This window comes from Streptomyces sp. NPDC018000, assembly GCF_044328025.1.
Taxonomy (GTDB): Bacteria; Actinomycetota; Actinomycetes; order Streptomycetales; family Streptomycetaceae; genus Streptomyces.
This window is the reverse complement of the sequence record NZ_JBIRGM010000026.1, coordinates 39,254-57,962: the sequence shown is the minus strand read 5'-3', so window position 1 is coordinate 57,962 and position 18,709 is coordinate 39,254. Positions and strand designations below refer to the sequence as shown.

The 18,709-nt window shown below is 73.1% G+C and carries 5 protein-coding genes; 2 read left to right on the top strand and 3 right to left on the bottom strand.

Going from position 1 to position 18,709, the window contains the following annotated elements; genetic code table 11:
- Positions 1-3,920, top strand: a 3,920-nt coding sequence (locus ACH4EW_RS29355) for an SDR family NAD(P)-dependent oxidoreductase (protein WP_398262049.1), incomplete at its 5' end; no start/stop codon positions are given.
- Positions 3,921-3,992: 72 nt separating this feature from the next.
- Entirely contained in the window at positions 3,993-14,939 is a 10,947-nt protein-coding gene (locus ACH4EW_RS29350; protein WP_398262057.1) for a type I polyketide synthase, read from the top strand.
- Between the two features lie 151 nt (positions 14,940-15,090).
- Here ACH4EW_RS29350 and ACH4EW_RS29345 read toward each other — a convergent pair whose 3' ends face one another.
- Genes ACH4EW_RS29345 through ACH4EW_RS29335 form a run of 3 tightly spaced genes read right to left on the bottom strand, consistent with a single transcriptional unit; the run spans position 15,091 to position 18,658 of the window.
- Positions 15,091-16,698: an MFS transporter gene (locus ACH4EW_RS29345; protein WP_398262047.1), complete on the bottom strand. Its 1,608-nt coding sequence runs from the start codon at positions 16,696-16,698 to the stop codon at positions 15,091-15,093.
- Complete coding sequence (locus tag ACH4EW_RS29340; protein WP_398262045.1) at positions 16,695-17,384, bottom strand: response regulator; 690 nt, start codon at positions 17,382-17,384, stop codon at positions 16,695-16,697. The genes ACH4EW_RS29345 and ACH4EW_RS29340 overlap by 4 nt, the downstream gene beginning before the upstream one ends.
- A complete protein-coding gene (locus tag ACH4EW_RS29335; protein ID WP_398262043.1) occupies positions 17,372-18,658 on the bottom strand; it encodes a sensor histidine kinase in 1,287 nt (428 codons plus the stop codon). Before ACH4EW_RS29335 ends, ACH4EW_RS29340 begins: the two co-directional genes overlap by 13 nt.
- Between the last annotated feature and the right edge of the window lie 51 nt (positions 18,659-18,709).

Here is an 18,709-nt window from a genome sequence, read left to right as displayed (position 1 = left end):
AGGGCGCCCAGCGCGTCGGTATGGGGCGTGAACTCGCCGGAGCCTTCCCCGTGTTCGCCCAGGCCCTGGACGAGGTGTGTTCGCACCTCGACCCGCTGCTCCCGCGGCCGCTGAGGGACGTGGTGTTCGCGGCGGAGGGCTCGGACGAGGCCGCCCTGCTGGACCGCACCGAGTACGCACAGCCTGCCCTGTTCGCCATCGAGGTGGCCCTGTTCCGGCTCGTCGCCTCGTGGGGCGTGCGCCCGGACGTGCTGGCCGGACACTCCATCGGCGAGATCAGTGCCGCTCACGCCGCCGGCGTGCTCTCCCTCGCGGACGCGGCCGCCCTGGTGGCGGCCCGGGGACGGCTGATGCAGGCCCTCCCGGCCGGTGGCGTGATGGCCGCCGTCCAGGCCACGGAGGACGACGTACACGAACTGCTGGACGGGGTGGACGACGCGGCGATCGCCGCCGTCAACGGCCCCCGCTCCGTGGTCGTTTCCGGTACTGCCGCCTCGGTGGAGGCGGTCGTCGAGGCCGTGAAGGCCAAGGGCGGCAAGACCTCCCGCCTGAAGGTCTCCCACGCCTTCCACTCACCCCTGATGGACCCCATGCTCGACGAGTTCGAACGCGTGGTGAACGGCCTCACCTTCCACGAGCCCACCCTCCCCGTCGTCTCCAACGTCACCGGGCAACTCGCCACCCCCGCCGACCTCACCTCGCCCCGGTACTGGGTCAGGCACGTACGGGAAGCGGTCCGCTTCGCCGACGGGATACGGGCCCTGACCGAGGACGGGGTCACCACCTTCCTGGAGATCGGCCCCGACGCCGTCCTCACCGCCATGGCCACCGACGCCCTCCCCGAGGACACCGACGCCCAGACCATCCCCCTCCAGCGCCGGAACAGGCCCGAACAACCCGAAGCCCTCACCGCCCTGGCCCGACTCTGGGCCCACGGCCACACCATCGACTGGACCACCCTCCACACCGACGGCCAGGCCCGCCCGGTCGACCTGCCCACCTACCCCTTCCAGCACCAGCACTACTGGATCAACGCAGTGGCCGAGCAGGCCGACGTGGCCCGCGCGGGTCTGGCCGCCGCGGAGCACCCGCTCCTCGGTGCGGCGATCACCCTGCCGGAGTCGAGCGGTGTGGTGCTGACGGGGCGGATCGGCCTCCAGACCCACGCCTGGCTTGCCGACCACGTCGTCATGGGCACCGCGATCCTGCCCGGGACCGCGCTCGTCGAACTCGCGTTGCAGGCGGGCGACCATGTGGGCTGCGGGCTGCTGGAGGAGCTCACCCTCGAAGCGCCGCTCGTCCTGCCCCAGGGCGTCGCCCGGGACCTGCGTGTGACCGTGGGTGAGCCGGACGAGTCGGGGCGGCGCGCGGTCAGCGTGTACTCGCGGGTCCTGGACGCCGCGCCGGACGCCTGGACCAAGCACGCCAGTGGCTCCCTCGCCGCCTGCACGGGAGCGTCGCGCGGCGGGGCCGATCTCGGGGTGTGGCCGCCGGAGGGCGCCACCTTCGTCGACGTGGGCGGGCTCTACGAGACGCTGTCCGCCGAAGGGCTCGAGTACGGCCCGGTCTTCCGGGGCCTGCGTGCCGCCTGGCGGCGCGGCGGAGAGATCTTCGCCGAGGTGGTCCTGCCGGAGGACGCGCACGGCACCGCCGGTGCCTTCGGCCTCCACCCGGCACTCCTGGACGCCGCCCTGCACGCGAGCGAACTGCTGGGCGGGGACACCAGGGAGCCGGGGCGCGGTGCGAGCCTGCCGTTCGCGTGGAGCGACGTGTCGCTGCACGCCTCGGGGGCGACCGCGCTGCGGGTCAGGCTCTCGGCGGTCGGCGGCAACGCGGAGACGGTGTCGCTCGACCTGGCCGACCTGGCGGGCGCGCCGGTGGCGACCGTGCGCTCGATGGCGGCGCGTCCGGTGTCGGCCGAGCAGATCGCGGCGGCGCGCGACGGTTCGCTGCCGCTGTACCACGTGGAGTGGGTCCCGGTCGCGACGTCCGGGGTCGAGGAGGCCCCCGGCGACTGGGTGGTGCTCGGCCCCGAGGCGGACAAGTGGTCCTGGACGGGCTTGAGGGCGTGCCAGGACCTGGCCTCGCTCGGGGACACGGTGCCCCAGGTGGTGCTGCTGCCGTGCCCGGCCGTCGAGTTCGACACGGCGGACCCGGACGGCAAGGCGACGCTGCCCGAGCGGCTGCGTACGGTCCTGGGCGATGTGCTGGGCACGCTCCAGCAATGGCTGGCCGAGGAGCGGCTTTCGTCGTCCCGGCTGGTCGTCGTGACCCAGGGGACGGGCGGCCCTGCCGGCCTGGTCGACGCGGCGGTCGGGGGCCTGGTCCGTGCGGCCCAGGAGGAGAACCCGGGCTGTTTCGTGCTGGCGGGCTGGGGCGGCGCGGAGGCGTCGCTCCACCACTTCCCCGCCGCGGTTGCCAGTGGTGAGCCGTGGGTGTCCATCACGTCGGACCGCGTGTACGCGGCCCGGCTGGCGGAGGCCGCCCCGGCCGAGGCGCCCGAGACCGGTTTCGAGGCGTGGGGCCCGGAGGACACCCTCCTCATCACCGGCGGCACCGGCGGACTCGCCACCCTCATCGCCGAACACCTCGTCACCCAGCACGGCGTGAAGAACCTCGCCCTCGCCAGCCGCAAGGGCCCCACCGCACCCAACGCGGCCCACCTCACCCAACACCTCACCGACCTCGGCGCCAACATCACCCTCCACACCTGCGACGTCGGCAACCCCACCCAGGTCACGGAACTGGTCGGCACCCTCCCCCACCTCAAGGGCGTCATCCACACCGCAGGCACCCTCAACGACGCCACCCTCACCAACCAAACCCCCACCCACCTCGACACCACACTCACCCCCAAAGCAGACGCCGCCTGGCACCTCCACCACGCCACCACCCACCTCGACCTCACCCACTTCATCCTCTACTCCAGCGCCGCCGCCACCCTCGACGGCACAGGACAGGCCAACTACGCCGCAGCCAACGCCTTCCTCGACGCCCTCGCCCACCACCGCAAGGCCGCAGGACTACCGGCTCTCTCCCTCGGCTGGGGCCTGTGGAACACCGGTCAGGGCATGGCCGCCACCCTCACCAGGAGCGACCTGGAGCGGCTGAGCAACGGCCCCCTGATGCCCCTGACCACCGCCCAGAACCTCACCCTGTTCGACACCGCCCTTGCCACCCCTCATCCCACGCTCCTTCCCATCAAGGTCAACCCCCAGCACCCCACACCACCCCTCACCGACAACCTCCACCAGGCGGTCACCCCCGCGGCGGCCAGGCCCACCGCGCACACCGCGGAGCAGGCCGCTCCCGTCGGTCCCGCGACGCTCGAACAGCGGCTGGCGCCGCTGGACGGGGACGAACGGCTGCGGCTGCTCGAAGACATGATCTGCGTCGAGGTGGCCGCGGTGCTCGGGCACGCCGACGCCTCCACGCTCGACCCGGCGCGGGCGTTCCAGGACTCCGGGTTCGACTCGCTCACCGCGGTGGAACTGCGCAACCGGCTGAAGAAGACGACGGGGCAGCGGCTGTCCGCCACGCTGATCTTCGACTATCCGACACCGCAGGCCCTGGCGAAGTACCTGCTGGAGGAACTGCTGCCCGCGGTCGAAGAGATCACCGCGAGCGCTGAGTTCGCGGCGGCCGAGGCGCGGGGGGCCGCGGAGGCGGACGAGGACACACTGCGGCAGATCATCGCCTCGGTGCCGCTGGCCCGGGTCAGGGAGGCGGGGCTGCTCGACGCGCTGCTCGCTCTGGCTTCGGCCGGATCCCCGGCGGACAGCGCGGTGGCGGCGGACGGTTCGGAAGCCGCCGCCGGGCACGGCGGCGAGGAAGACCAGAGCGACGCGATCCTGGCGATGGACATCGACGATCTCGTACGCGAGGCATTCGAGCGCAGCGACTCAGAACAGCCCCAGTGACCGGGACGGGGGCCCCTGCCCCGTCGTAATCGACTCAAGTCATACGAGCGAGCAGGAATGCGAGTGACGACCGTGGACACACCCGTGCAGAAGATCGCCGAGGCGCTGCGCGCATCGCTGCTGGAGAACGAGCGGCTGCGCCGGCGTTATGACGAGGCCACGGCCGCCGCCGCCGAGCCGGTGGCGATCGTGGGCATGAGCTGCCGCTTCCCGGGGGACGTGGAGTCCCCGGAGGACCTGTGGTCGCTCATCGACTCGGGCACCGATGCCATCACCGGCTTCCCCGGCAACCGGGGCTGGGACCTCGACAGGATGGTCGACCCGGAGGGCATCCGGCCGCACACCAGTTACACCGGGCAGGGCGGGTTCCTGCACCGGGCGCCGGAGTTCGACGCGGCGTTCTTCGGAATGAGCCCGCACGAGGCCACCGCCACCGACCCCCAGCAACGGCTGCTTCTCGAGGTGTCCTGGGAGGCGTTCGAGCGTGCCGGGATCGATCCGCAGTCCCTCGCGGGCACCAGGACCGGTGTGTACGCGGGTGTGATGGCCACGGACTACCCGGTGCGGGTGGGCACGGTGCCGGAGGGCGCCGAGGGGTTCATGGTCACCGGCACCGACGGCAGCATCGTCTCGGGCCGCGTCTCCTACACGCTGGGGCTCGAAGGGCCCTCCCTGTCGATCGACACGGCCTGCTCGTCGTCGCTGGTGGCGCTGCACCTGGCGGTGCAGGCGCTGCGCAAGGGCGAGTGCGGTCTCGCGCTCGCGGGCGGTGTCACCGTGATGTCCACGGCCCGTACGTTCGTGGAGTTCAGCCGTCAGCGTGGGCTCGCGCGCGACGGCCGCTGCCGGTCCTTCGCCGACTCCGCCGCCGGTACGGGCTGGGGCGAGGGCGTCGGCATGCTCGTCCTGGAGAAGCTGTCGGACGCGCGCCGCAACGGCCGCCGCATCCTCGCGGTGGTGCGGGGCTCGGCACTGAACCAGGACGGCGCGAGCAACGGCCTGACCGCGCCGAACGGGCCCTCGCAGCAGCGGGTGATCCGCCAGGCGCTGACCGACGCGGGTCTCGCCACTGCGGACGTCGACGTCGTGGAGGCCCATGGCACCGGCACCGTCCTCGGTGACCCCATCGAGGCCCAGGCACTCATCGCCACGTACGGCAAGGACCGTCCCGCGGACGATCCTCTGTGGCTCGGCTCGGTCAAGTCGAACATAGGGCACACCCAGGCCGCCGCCGGCGTGGCCGGGGTGATCAAGATGGTCATGGCGCTGCGGCACGGGGTGCTGCCGAGGACCCTGCACGTGGACACCCCCTCCTCCAAGGTGGACTGGGAGGACGGTTCCGTACGGCTGCTCACCGAGCCGCTGCCGTGGGAGCGCGACCGCCCGCGCCGCGCCGCGGTCTCGTCCTTCGGGCTCAGCGGCACCAACGCGCACGTGATCATCGAGCAGACGCCGGAGGCCGAGGCGGCCCCGTCCGCCGAGCCGGACACCGTGACCGCGCAGCCGTACCTCCTCACCGCGAAGAGCAAGGCGGCGCTGCGCGAGCAGGCGGGGCGGCTCGCCGAGCTGGTCGCGGGCGACCTCGGTCTCCGCCTCGCCGACCTCGGCCACTCGCTGGCCACCACCCGCGCCGCGCTGGAGCACCGGGCCGTGCTGGTCGCGGGCGACAGGGACGGGCTGCTCGCGGGGCTGCGGTCCACCGCGGCGGGCGACACCCCCGACAACCTGGCGAGCGGCACGGCCGGGAGCCGGGCCAAGGTGGCCTTCGTCTTTCCCGGGCAGGGCTCGCAGTGGGCCGGGATGGCGCTCGAACTCCTGGACTCGGCACCGGTGTTCGCTCAGCGCATCCGCGAGTGCGCGGAGGCGCTGAGCGCGTACACCGACTGGGACCTGCTGGCCGTGCTGCGCGGCGATCCCGACGCGCCCACCCTGGAGCGCGTCGACGTGGTGCAGCCCGTGCTGTTCTCCGTGATGGTGTCGCTGGCCGAGCTGTGGCGCTCCCACGGGGTGCGGCCCGCCGCCGTCGTCGGCCACTCGCAGGGCGAGATCGCCGCGGCGTGTGTCGCGGGCGCCCTCTCCCTGGAGGACGCCGCCCGGGTGGTGACCCTGCGCAGCCAGGCCATCGCGCGACGGCTGACGGGCCCCGGCGGCATGATGTCGGTGTCCTCGCCCGCCGACCGGGTCGAGGAGCGGTTACGCCGCTGGAACGGGCGGCTGTCCCTGGCCGCGATCAACGGCTCGGGCTCGGTGGCCGTATCGGGTGACTCCGAAGCGCTCGACGAACTGCTCGCCGAACTCCGGGCGGACGACGTGTGGGCGCGGAAGATCCCGGTGGACTACGCCTCACACTGCGCCCATGTGGAGGCCATCGAGGACGAGTTGCTCGACGTCCTCGCGGGCATCACCCCGCGCGCCTCGCGCATCCCGTTCTACTCGACGGTGACCGCGTCCGTCATCGACACCAGTGGGCTCGACGCCGCGTACTGGTACCGCAACCTGCGCCAGACGGTGCGCTTCGAGGAGACCACTCGGGCACTGCTGGCCAAGGGACACACCGTCTTCATCGAGGCGAGCCCGCACCCGGTGCTGTCGATGGGCGTCGAGGAGACCGGGGAGGCCGCCGGGCGGCCCGCCGCCGCGCTGGGTTCGCTGCGCAGGCACCACGGCGGAATGGACCGCTTCTACCTCTCGCTGGGGGAGGCGTGGGCGCGCGGAGTGAGCGTGGACTGGGAGTCGACGTTCGCGCCGTACGAGCCGTCGTGGGTGGACCTGCCCACCTACCCGTTCCAGCGCCGCTCGTACTGGCCGCGCCCGGACGCGGGCGGCTCCGACGTGGCCTCGGCCGGGCTCGACGGCGCCGACCACCCCCTGCTGGGCGCCGTGATCGGCCTCGCCGACGCCGACGGCGCGCTGCTGACGGGCCGGATCGGTCTCGACACCCACCCGTGGCTGGCCGACCACGCCGCCGGTGGCGCGGTGCTGCTGCCGGGCACGGCGCTGGTGGAACTCGCCATCCGCGCCGGTGACCAGGTGGGCTGCGGCCGCGTCGACGAACTCACCCTGACCGCACCACTGTTGCTGCCGGAGAAGGGCGGCGTCCAGCTCCAGGTGTTCGTGAGCGTGCCCGACGAGGACGGTCGGCGCCCGGTGGCGATCCACTCGCGCCCACCGGCCGACGCCGATCCGGACGGCGGCGACGACGAGACGGGGTGGACGGGGCACGCCACCGGCTTCCTGGTCCCCGAGTCGACGCGACCCGAGCCCGCGGACGTCTCGGCCCCGTGGCCGCCGGAAGGCGCCACCGCGCTCGATGTGACGGACCTCTATGAGCGGCTGGCGGACGAGGGCTACGGCTACGGCCCGGTCTTCCAGGGCCTGACCGCCGCCTGGCAGCGCGGTGACGAGGTGTTCGCCGAGGTCGCCCTGGCCGAGGACGCCCGCGCCGAGGCCGGCAGGTTCGGCCTGCACCCCGCGCTCCTCGACGCGGCCCTGCACGCGGCGGGCCTCGGTCCCTTCGACACCGTCGCCGCATCGGGCGCCGCCGAGCAGATCCGGCTGCCCTTCAGCTGGAGCGGGGTGAGCCTGCGGGCCGTGGGTGCCGCGGCGCTTCGGGTGCGGGTCGCACCGGCCGGGGACGACGCGCTGAGCCTGAGCCTGTTCGACCCGGCGGGCGCGCCGGTGGCGTCCGTCGACGCGCTGATCCTGCGCCCGGTCGCGCTCGACGGCCTGTCGACCGCGCCGGCTCCGCACCGCGACTCGCTGTTCCGGGTCGAGTGGCAGCCGAAGCCCGACGACGCCTCTTCCGCCCCCGAGACCCCCTGGTCCCTGTTGCCCGGCCACGACGCCACGGACCCCGCCGCTCACGCCGCGCTGCTTCCGGCGGGCGAGCCCGCGGGCGCCGACGCCGCGCCGGAGCTGCTGGTCCTCCCGGTCCCGCCGGTCGACGTGACGGACGCCGAGCGGGTGCCGGAGCTGCTGCGTGGCGCCCTCGGCACCGTGCTGGTCGCGCTCCAGGGGTGGCTGTCCGAGGACCGCCCGGTGTCGTCCCGTCTCGCCGTGGTCACCCAGGGCGCCGTGGGCCCCGGGGGGTTGCCGGTGGACCTGGTCGGCGCGTCGGTGTGGGGGCTCGTACGCGCGGCGCAGGCCGAGACGCCGGACTGCTTCGTGCTGGTCGACACGGACGGCACACCCGAGTCCGCACGGCGGCTCGCCGCCACGGCGCTGACGGGCGGCGAGCCCGAACTCGCGCTGCGCGGCGGCGTCGCCCACGTGTCCCGGCTCGTACGCGCGACGCCGGACACCACGGCCGAGACCGGTTTCGAGGCGTGGGGCCCGGAGGACACCCTCCTCATCACCGGCGGCACCGGCGGACTCGCCACCCTCATCGCCGAACACCTCGTCACCCAGCACGGCGTGAAGAACCTCGCCCTCGCCAGCCGCAAGGGCCCCACCGCACCCAACGCGGCCCACCTCACCCAACACCTCACCGACCTCGGCGCCAACATCACCCTCCACACCTGCGACGTCGGCAACCCCACCCAGGTCACGGAACTGGTCGGCACCCTCCCCCACCTCAAGGGCGTCATCCACACCGCAGGCACCCTCAACGACGCCACCCTCACCAACCAAACCCCCACCCACCTCGACACCACACTCACCCCCAAAGCAGACGCCGCCTGGCACCTCCACCACGCCACCACCCACCTCGACCTCACCCACTTCATCCTCTACTCCAGCGCCGCCGCCACCCTCGACGGCACAGGACAGGCCAACTACGCCGCAGCCAACGCCTTCCTCGACGCCCTCGCCCACCACCGCAAGGCCACAGGGCTACCGGCTCTCTCCCTCGGCTGGGGCCTGTGGGCGCAGAAGTCCAACATGACGACCCATCTGACCGAGTCGGACGTCGAGCAGATGGCGCAGTCGGGTGTGCGGGGCCTGTCCGGGGAGGAGGGCGCCGCCCTCTTCGACAGCGCGGTCTCGGACGAGGCCCCGGTGCTGCTGCCGATCCGGCTCGACCTCAAGGCGCTGCGCAACCGCCCGGGCACCCTGCCGCCCCTGCTGAGCGGTCTGGTGCGGCCCGTGGCGCGACGCGCGGTGGCGTCCGCCGCGGCGGACGGCGACGACACGCCGGCCCATCGGCTGCTGCGGATGACGGTGCCCGAGCGCCGCCGTCTGCTGCTCGACCTGGTACGCACCCAGGTCGCGGGCATCCTCGGGCACGAGGGCGTGGAGGCCGTCGACCCGGACCGCGCCTTCAAGGACCTGGGCTTCGACTCGCTCGCCTCCGTGGCGCTGCGCAACCGGCTGGGCGCGGCCGTCGGCATCAGGCTGCCGGTCACCCTGGTCTTCGACCACCCGACGCCGGTCGCCCTGGCGGAGTTCCTGCGCACCGAACTCGGCGGCGCCGACGAACCCGAGGGCGCGGCCCCGGTGGCCCTGGCCGGTACGGTCCCCGACGAGCCCATCGCGATCGTCGGCATGAGCTGCCGCTTCCCCGGCGGCGTCACCAGCCCGGAAGGGCTGTGGGAGCTGCTGGCCGAGGGCCGCGACGGGATCTCGGCCTTCCCCGAGGACCGCGGCTGGCACATCGCGGAGATCTGCGACACCAGCGGGGTGCGGCCGAACACCAGCCACACGAGCGAGGGCGGCTTCCTCTACGACGCGGCGGACTTCGACGCCGAGTTCTTCGGCATCTCCCCCCGCGAGGCGCTCGCCACCGACCCCCAGCAGCGCCTTCTCCTGGAGGCGTCGTGGGAGGCGCTGGAGCGCGCGGGGCTCGACCCGCACGCCCTGCGCGGCAGCAGCACCGGCGTGTTCACCGGCATCATGTACCACGACTACGCCTCGCGCCTCGGCAACTCCCCCGTCCCCGAGGGCGTGGAAACCTACCTCGGCAACGGCAGCCTGGGCAGCGTCGCCTCCGGCCGCGTCTCGTACACCCTCGGCCTCGAAGGCCCTGCCGTGAGCGTCGACACCGCGTGCTCGTCGTCGCTGGTGGCGCTGCACCTGGCCGTGCAGGCGCTGCGTAACGGCGAATGCCAACTGGCGCTCGCGGGCGGTGTGTCGGTGATGTTCACACCCGAGACGTTCATCGACTTCAGCCGGGCGCACAACCTCGCGTCCGATGGCAGGGCGAAGGCGTTCGCGGGGGCGGCGAACGGCACCAGTCTCTCCGAGGGCATCGGCGTGCTGGTGGTGGAGCGCCTGTCGGACGCCCAGCGCAACGGCCACCCCGTGCTCGCGGTGGTTCGCGGCTCCGCCGTCAACCAGGACGGCGCCAGCAACGGCCTCACCGCCCCCAACGGCCCGTCCCAGCAGCGCGTCATCAACCAGGCGCTGAGCAACGCCCACCTTTCCCCCACCGACATCCACGCGGTGGAGGCGCACGGCACCGGCACGGTCCTGGGCGACCCGATCGAGGCGCAGGCCCTGATCGCCGCCTACGGCAAGGACCGCCCTGCCGACAACCCGCTGTGGCTGGGCTCCGTCAAGTCGAACCTGGGCCACACCCAGGCCGCCGCCGGTGTCGCCGGAATCATCAAGATGGTCATGGCCATGCGTCACGGCGTACTGCCCAAGACCCTGCACGTGGACGAGCCGACGCCCCATGTGGACTGGACGGCCGGTCAGGTGGAACTGCTGACCGAGGCCGTGCCCTGGAGCGGCGAGGAGCCACGCAGGGCCGGCGTGTCCTCCTTCGGGATCAGCGGCACCAACGCTCACGTCATCCTGGAACAGGCACCGGCTCCGGAACCCCCTCAGGACACCCCCGCCGAGCACCCCGCCCCCTCAGGCCCCGTGCTGCTCCCGGTGTCCGCCGCGAGCCCGGCGGCGCTCCGTGCCAAGGCGCAGGCCCTGGCCGAGCTGCTGGACGGCGAGAACGCCCCCCACCCGGTGGACGTGGCCGTGGCGCTCACGACCAAGCGTGCGCAGCTTGAGCGCCGCGCGGTCGTCCTCGGCACCGGCCGCGACGATGCGATCGCGGGCCTGCGGGCCCTGGCGGCCGGTGAGACCACGACGAGCCTGGTCGAAGGGACCGCGGTCAAGGGCCGGTTGGCGTTCCTGTTCACCGGTCAGGGCGCCCAGCGCATCGGTATGGGGCGTGAACTCGCCGGAGCCTTCCCCGTGTTCGCGGATGCTTTGGATGAGGTGTGTTCGCACCTCGACCCGTTGCTCCCGCGGCCTCTGAGGGACGTGGTGTTCGCGGCGGAGGGCTCGGACGAGGCCGCTCTGCTGGACCGCACCGAGTACGCGCAGCCCGCCCTGTTCGCCGTCGAGGTGGCTCTGTTCCGGCTCGTCGCCTCGTGGGGCGTGCGCCCGGACGTGCTGGCCGGACACTCCATCGGCGAGATCAGTGCCGCCTGCGTGGCCGGCGTGTTCTCCCTCGCGGACGCGGCCGCGCTGGTGGCGGCCCGGGGCCGTTTGATGCAGGCCCTCCCGGCCGGTGGCGTGATGGCCGCCGTCCAGGCCACGGAGGACGACGTACACGAACTGCTGGACGGGGTGGACGACGCGGCGATCGCCGCCGTCAACGGCCCCCGCTCCGTGGTCGTTTCCGGTACTGCCGCCTCGGTGGAGGCGGTCGTCGAGGCCGTAAAGGCCAAGGGCGGCAAGACCTCCCGCCTCAAGGTCTCCCACGCCTTCCACTCACCCCTGATGGACCCCATGCTCGACGAGTTCGAACGCGTGGTGAACGGCCTCACCTTCCACGAGCCCACGCTGCCCGTCGTCTCCAACGTCACCGGGCAACTCGCCACCCCCGCCGACCTCACCTCGCCCCGGTACTGGGTCAGGCACGTACGGGAAGCGGTCCGCTTCGCCGACGGGATACGGGCCCTGACCGAGGACGGGGTCACCACCTTCCTGGAGATCGGCCCCGACGCCGTCCTCACCGCCATGGCCACCGACGCCCTCCCCGAGGACACCGACGCCCAGACCATCCCCCTCCAGCGCCGGAACAGGCCCGAACAACCCGAAGCCCTCACCGCCCTGGCCCGACTCTGGGCCCACGGCCACACCATCGACTGGACCACCCTCCACACCCACGACCAGGCCCGCCCGGTCGACCTGCCCACCTACCCCTTCCAACACCGGCGCTACTGGCTGGAGACCACCCCCGAACTCGGCGATGTCACCGCCCTGGGGCAGGTCTCCGCCGAGCACCCCCTGCTGCGGGCCGTGCTCCAGCGCGCGGGGACCGAGGAGACCATCCTCACCGGCTCCCTCAGCGCCCACACCCACCCCTGGCTGGCCGACCACCGCATCATGGGCACGGTGCTACTGCCCGGGACCGCGCTGGTGGAACTCGCCATCCACGCGGGGGACCACACCGGCACCCCCCACCTGGAAGAACTCACCCTTCAAGCGCCGCTCGCACTTCCGGAGGACCAGAGCCTCGACCTTCAGGTCACCGTGGGCGCCCCGGACAACGAGCGGCGCCGCACCCTCACCATCCACTCCCGGCTCCAGGCCGCCGACGCACCCTGGACCCAGCACGCCGAAGGCACCCTCACACCCCAACCCACCGCCCCCGGCCCCGCGCTCACCGCCTGGCCGCCGCCCGACGCCCAGCCGGTCCCCCTCGACCACACCTACGAGGAGTTGGCCGACCAGGGCTACCACTACGGCCCCACCTTCCAGGGCCTCACCGCCGCCTGGAGCGACGGCGACCACGTCTACGCCGAAGTCACCCTCCCCGACGAGGCGCACGGCGACGTAACCGCCTTCGGGCTGCACCCGGCGCTCCTCGACGCCGCGCTCCACGCCTCCGACCTCGGGGGCTTCGAGAGCGGCGGCGAGCAGTCGGGCATGCTGCTGCCGTTCGCGTGGCGGGGCGTGAACCTGCACGCGTCCGGGGCGACCCGGCTGCGGGTGCGGATCACCCGTACCGCGGAGAACGCGCTGTCCGTCGTCGCGGCGGACGCGAGGGGCGAGTCCGTGGTGTCCGTGGGGTCGCTCCTGCTGCGCGCCATCACCGCCGAGCAGCTTCCGAGCGCCGGGGCCGGTCAGCAGCCGCTGTTCGGCGTCGACTGGACACCCGTGCCGCTCTCCTCGGTGAGCGACCCGGCGGCGGCGCTCCTCACCGTACGGCCGTCCGGCGCGCACACCGCGGCGGATGCCTGGGGGGCGGACGCCGAGGCCCAACTGCCTGCCGACATACCCGCGATCGTGGTGCTCCACGGTGACGAGGGACCCGACACGGCACCGTCCGGCTCCGAGCCGGTCCCGGTGTCCGCGAGGACCGCCACGGCAGTGCGGACCGCGACCGGGCGTGTGCTGTCGCTGCTCCAGCGGTGGCTCGTGGACGAGCGGTTCACCGACACCCGAATCGTCGTCGTCACCCGGCGGGCCGTGTCCGCGCCCCGCCCCGGCGGCGGGGCCGAGGACGTGCTCGACCTCGCGGGCTCCGCGGTGTGGGGCCTCGTGCGCGCCGTGCGCGAGGAGCACCCGGGCCGGGTGGCGCTGGTGGACGTGGACGGCACGCCGGAGTCCTGGAAGTCCCTGCCCGCCGCCGCGGCGGCGACCGGCGGCGAACCCGAGGTCGCCCTGCGCGACGGCACCGCGCTCGCCCCCCGGCTCGCACGGGTCACGGCCGCCGCCGACGGAGCGGACGGCACGGAAACGGAGACCCGGAAGGTCCGACTGGCGCCGGAAGGCACCGTGTTGGTCACCGGCGGCACCGGCGGGCTCGGCCGGGTACTCGCGCGTCACCTCGTCACGGAGCACGGCGTACGGCATCTCCTGCTGCTCAGCCGTCGCGGCCCGGCCGCCGACGGGGCCGACAAACTCGCCGCCCAGCTCACCGAGTTCGGCGCGAGTGTCGACATCGTGGCCTGTGACGCGGCCGACGAGGGCGCGCTGAGGGCCGCGCTCGCCGGGATTCCGGCCGCACACCCGCTGACCGGTGTCATCCACACCGCGGGAGTCCTCGACGACGCGACGCTGGACTCGCAGACGCCCGAGCGGTTCGAGACCGTGCTGCGGCCCAAGGTGGACGCGGCGCTGAACCTGCACCGGTTGACGGCGGACGCGGATCTCGCGGCGTTCGTGGTGTTCTCGTCCGCGGCGGGCACACTCGGCGCGGCCGGGCAGTCCAACTACGCCGCGGCCAACGCCTTCCTCGACGCCCTGGCACAGCACCGGAGGGCCCAGGGCCTGGCCGGGCTCTCGCTGGCCTGGGGCCTGTGGAGTGCGGGCACGGGGATGGGCGGCCGGCTCGCCGAGGCCGACGTGCGGCGGATGGAGCGCTCCGGGATACGGGCACTCTTGGAGGACGAGGGCCTGGCGCAGTTCGACGCGGCGCTTGCCGGGGGCACCCCGGGCCGCGCGGTGCTGCTCCCCATGGCGCTCGACGTCACCCGCGCCGCCACCGGCCAGGGCGCCGAGGGTGTGCCCGCGATACTGCGCGCACTGCCCGGGGCGCCCGCCCGCAGGGCCGTGGCCCGTGGCGGTGACAGTACGGAGGACGGGGCCTTGGGCGCCGAACTCGCGGGCCGGTTGGCGCGCATGGCACCCGAGGAGCAGCAACGCACCCTGCTGAACCTGGTGCGCGGGCACACGGCGGAGGTGCTGGGCCACGCGCGGGCCCAGGACGTCGATCCGATGCGTGGCTTCGTGGAGCTGGGCTTCGACTCGCTGATGGCGCTCGAACTGCGCAACCGGCTGGGCGGCGTGAGCGGGCTGCGGCTGCCGTCCACGCTGATCTACGACCACCCGACTCCGCTGGCCGCGGCCCATCACCTGCGGGCCGAGCTGGTCGGGGACGGGGCCGCGGCGTCGCCCCTGGAGGCCCTGGAGGCCGAACTGGCAGGCCTTGAGGCCGCGATGAGCGCGGCCGTGCCCGACGAGGCCGCGCACACCAGGGTCGCGGCCCGGCTGCGGGCGCTGGTGGCTCAGTGGAGCGAGATGGCCGGGCCGGGCGACGAGCGCACGCTCGAAGACGACCGGGCGGAACTGGAGTCGGTCTCCGCGGACGAGCTGTTCGACATCCTCGACAGCGAGCTGGATGCCGACTGACACGGCTCGCACCGGCCGGCGCCGGTGAGTCGGCCGGGACCGGGGTCACCCCGGGACCGGCCGGCCGTACCCACAACTGCACAGCGGCAGACGATGAAGGAGGCCGGCCACCGCGGAAACGGTGGCCGGCCTCCTTCGTCACGTACCGGGCTCAGCCCCGCCCGCGTACCGCCGGGATCTCGCCGTCCGCGCCTGCCACGGCGGGCGCCTCAGCCGTCTCGGGGGACGCTCCCCGCGCGTGCCGCAGCAGGACCAGCGAGACCAGCGCCATGAGGAGCAGCAGCCCGACCGCGGTCCAGGAGGCGGCGCGCAGGCCGTGGGCGAAGGCCTCCCGTGTCACGGCGAGGAGTTCGCCGCCGGTGCGGGCAGGCAGATGGCGGGATGCCTCCAGGGCGCCGCCGAGGGTGTCCTTCGCGGAGTTTACGGCGCCCTGCGGCAGCCCCGCCGGTACCCGCCCGGCCACGTCGTTCCGGTACACCGCGGTGCCGATGCTGCCGAGGATGGCGATGCCGAAGGCGCCGCCGAACTCGGTGGCGGTCTGGGAGAGCCCGGAGACGGACCCGGCACGCTCCGGCGGGGCGGTGGCGATCACCAGGTCGGAGGTGGTGGTCATGACGAGGGTGATACCGGCCGCCATGACCACGGTGCCGGTCGCGAGCATCCCGACGCCGGAGTCGGCGTGCATCTGGGCGAGCACCCCGTACCCGAGCGCCGCGACCACCAGGCCGCAGGTCACCACCACCGCGGGGCGCACGAAACGCACCAGCACGGGAGCGAGCCCCGAGCTGACCAGTGCGGCGCCCGCGGCGGGCAGCGCCCACAGGCCCGCCTTCAACGGGCCGAAGCCCAGCACCATTTGGAGATACTGGGCGGTGAAAAGGCCGGAGCCGACCAGGGAGAAGATGGCGAGCACGCTCGTCGCGATGGACGCGCTGAACGCCCGGTCGTCGAACAGCCGTATGTCGAGGAGGGGTTCGGCGAGCGTGCGCTGGCGCCGGAGGAAGTACCAGCCGACCGCGAGGCCCACGGCGAACGCGGCCACGGGCACGGCGCTGACACCGTCCTCGGCGATCTGCTGGATTCCGTAGACGGCGGGCAGCACCGCGGCCAGCGAGAGGGCGGCGCTGAACAGGTCGAACCTGGCGGGTTCCTCGGCCCTGGACTCCGGCAACAGCAACGCCCCGAGGACCAGCAGCAGCACCATCACGGGCAGGTTGACCAAAAAGACCGAGCCCCACCAGAAGTGTTCGAGGAGCACGCCGCCGAGGAGCGGGCCGAGGATGGCCCCGCCGGCGAACGCTCCGGTCCACACGGCGATAGCGATCCTGCGCTGCCCGTCGTCGCGGAACATGGTGCGGATCAGCGACAGAGTGGACGGCATCAGGGTGGCGCCGCCGAGCCCGAGCAGGGCGCGGGTCGCGATCAGCATCGAGGGGCTGGAGGCGATGCTCGCCGCCACGGAGGCCACGCCGAAGACGACGGCGCCGCTCAACAGCAGCCGCTTGCGGCCTATGCGGTCGCCGAGCGCGCCCATCGTCAGGAGCAGCCCGGCGAGGACGAACGGGTAGATGTTGACGATCCAGAGGAGCTGCGCACTGCTCGGCTCCAGCGTGGCGCTGATGAACGGCAGTGCATAGGACAGGACCTGCATGTCGAGCGAGACCAGCAGGACCGCGATGATGAGGACGGCGAGTCCTGTCCACTGCTTTCGTCCGGCCCGGGGGGGCGGCTGGATGGACGCCGCTGCGGCGTGGCTCATGGGGTGCTCCGCTCCTGCTTCGTCGGCGGGTGCTGAGCCTCCGCGTTCAGGTAGGCGAGTACCGCTAGGACACGGCGGTTGTCGTCCCCGGACGCGGCGAGGCCCAGCTTCGAGAAGATGCTGTTGGTGTGCTTGCTGACCGCCTTCTCGGAGAAGAACATCCGTGCGGCGATAGCCGCGTTGGAGCGGCCCTCGGCCATCAGGCCGAGCACCTCGCGCTCCCGCTCGGTCAGGCTGTGCACCGGGCTGGTCTCGGTGTCGTGCTTGGTCATCAGCTCGGAGACCACCTTGGGGTCCATCACGGTCCCGCCAGAGGCCACCTGCTTGACCATGTCGACGAAGCGGCGCACGTCGAAGACGCGGTCCTTGAGCAGATAGCCGACGCCGCCGTGCTGGTCGGACAGCAACTCCCGTGCGTACATCTGCTCGACGTGCTGAGACAGCACCAGGATCGGCAGCCCCGGCACCTGGGCGCGGGCCTGGACGGCGGCCTGGAGCCCCTCGTCGGTGAAGGTGGGGGGCAGCCGCACATCGACGATGGCCACGTCGGGCCGGTGGGTGAGCAGGGCCCGCAGTATCGCCGGGCCGTTGTCCACCGCCTCGATCACCTCGAAGTCGTGTGCGGTGAGCAGTTGTACCAGGCCCTCACGCAGCAGTGCCAGGTCTTCCGCGATCACAACTCGCACGGGAACTCCATCGTCACTAGGGTCGGTCCGCCCACCGGGCTGCTGATGTCGAGTTCTCCGTCGAAGGCCGCCAGACGGCGCTGGAGCCCGCGCAGGCCGCTGCCGCCCTCGGCCTTGGCGCCGCCGCGCCCGTTGTCGCCGACCTGGGCGCGGAGTCTGCCGTCGGCGTACCAGAGCCGGATGCTCGCACGGTTCGCGCCGCTGTGCTTGGTGACGTTGGCGAGCGCCTCCGCGATCACGAAGTAGGCGGCGGACTCGATCGGCGGCTGGGGCCGTCTGGGGATGTCGATGTAGACCTCGACGGGGATGGCCAGGGCCATCGCGAGTGCCCTGACGGCGCCGTCGAGCCCGCGCTCGGCGAGCACCGGCGGGTGGATGCCGCGCACCAGGTCGCGCAGTTCGTTCAGCGCCTGGCTGCTGGACTCCATTGCGTCGGCCAGGAGTTGGCGCACCAGGGCGGGGTTGGTCTCCAGTTGGGTGTCGGCGAGTCCGAGTTTCATGCCGAGCGACACGAGGCGGGCCTGCGCCCCGTCGTGCAGGTCCCGCTCGATCCTGCGCAGCTCGGCGGCCTGCGCCTCCACCGCGTCCGACCTGGTCTCGGCCAGGTGCTCCACGCGCAGGGTGAGGCGGGCGTTGCGGGTGGGCGCGAGCAGCGCGCGGTTGAAGCGGATGTGCAGCCGCCCCAGCGTCGGCGCGATCAGCAGGCCGAGCGCCACGAGGAGGAGGCCCTGCGGGATGGCGAGGTTGGCGTCGCCCTGGTCGGTGATGAACCAGGTCGCGCCGAAGCCCCAGTGCGGGCCCATGCTCTCCCAGAGGAACGGGGTGACGAACATGCCGTTGAGGCCGTAGGCGACGCAGGCCGCGGGCAGCAGCCCGAGGACGAGGCCCACGGGGGCGTCGAGCAGCATCCACAGGATGTCCCGCCAGGTGGCGGGGTCGGACAGCAGTCGACGGCAGTGGGCGAAGGTGCCCTCGGTGTCGTGGGCACCGTCCGCGGCGGTGTGCCGGTAGGGGGTGTCGATGGCCTCGCCCGACCATTCGCGGGCGGTGCGCCGGTGGAAGTTGGCGAGACCGCGCACGGCGATCATGACGACCGGCAGGATGAGGAAGCCTATGCCGACCACCAGGGTGGCCAGGGTGATGACCGTGACGCTCAACAGGACGACGCTGCCGGCCTGGGAGAGCACGGCGACCAACAGCCCCCGTGCGCACCAGCGCAGCCGCTCCGCGAGCCCGCGCCGCTTCGGTGACCGTGCGGCCCCAACCTTGTCCAACTGCCCCAACCTCCTGTGTCCCCCGGCCGCACACGCCCCCGCGTGCGCGGT

Coding starts and splice junctions, on each gene's coding strand:
- ACH4EW_RS29345 (WP_398262047.1), bottom strand. CDS start 16,698: ATGAGCCACGCCGCAGCGGCGTCCATCCAGCCGCCCCCCCGGGCCGGA.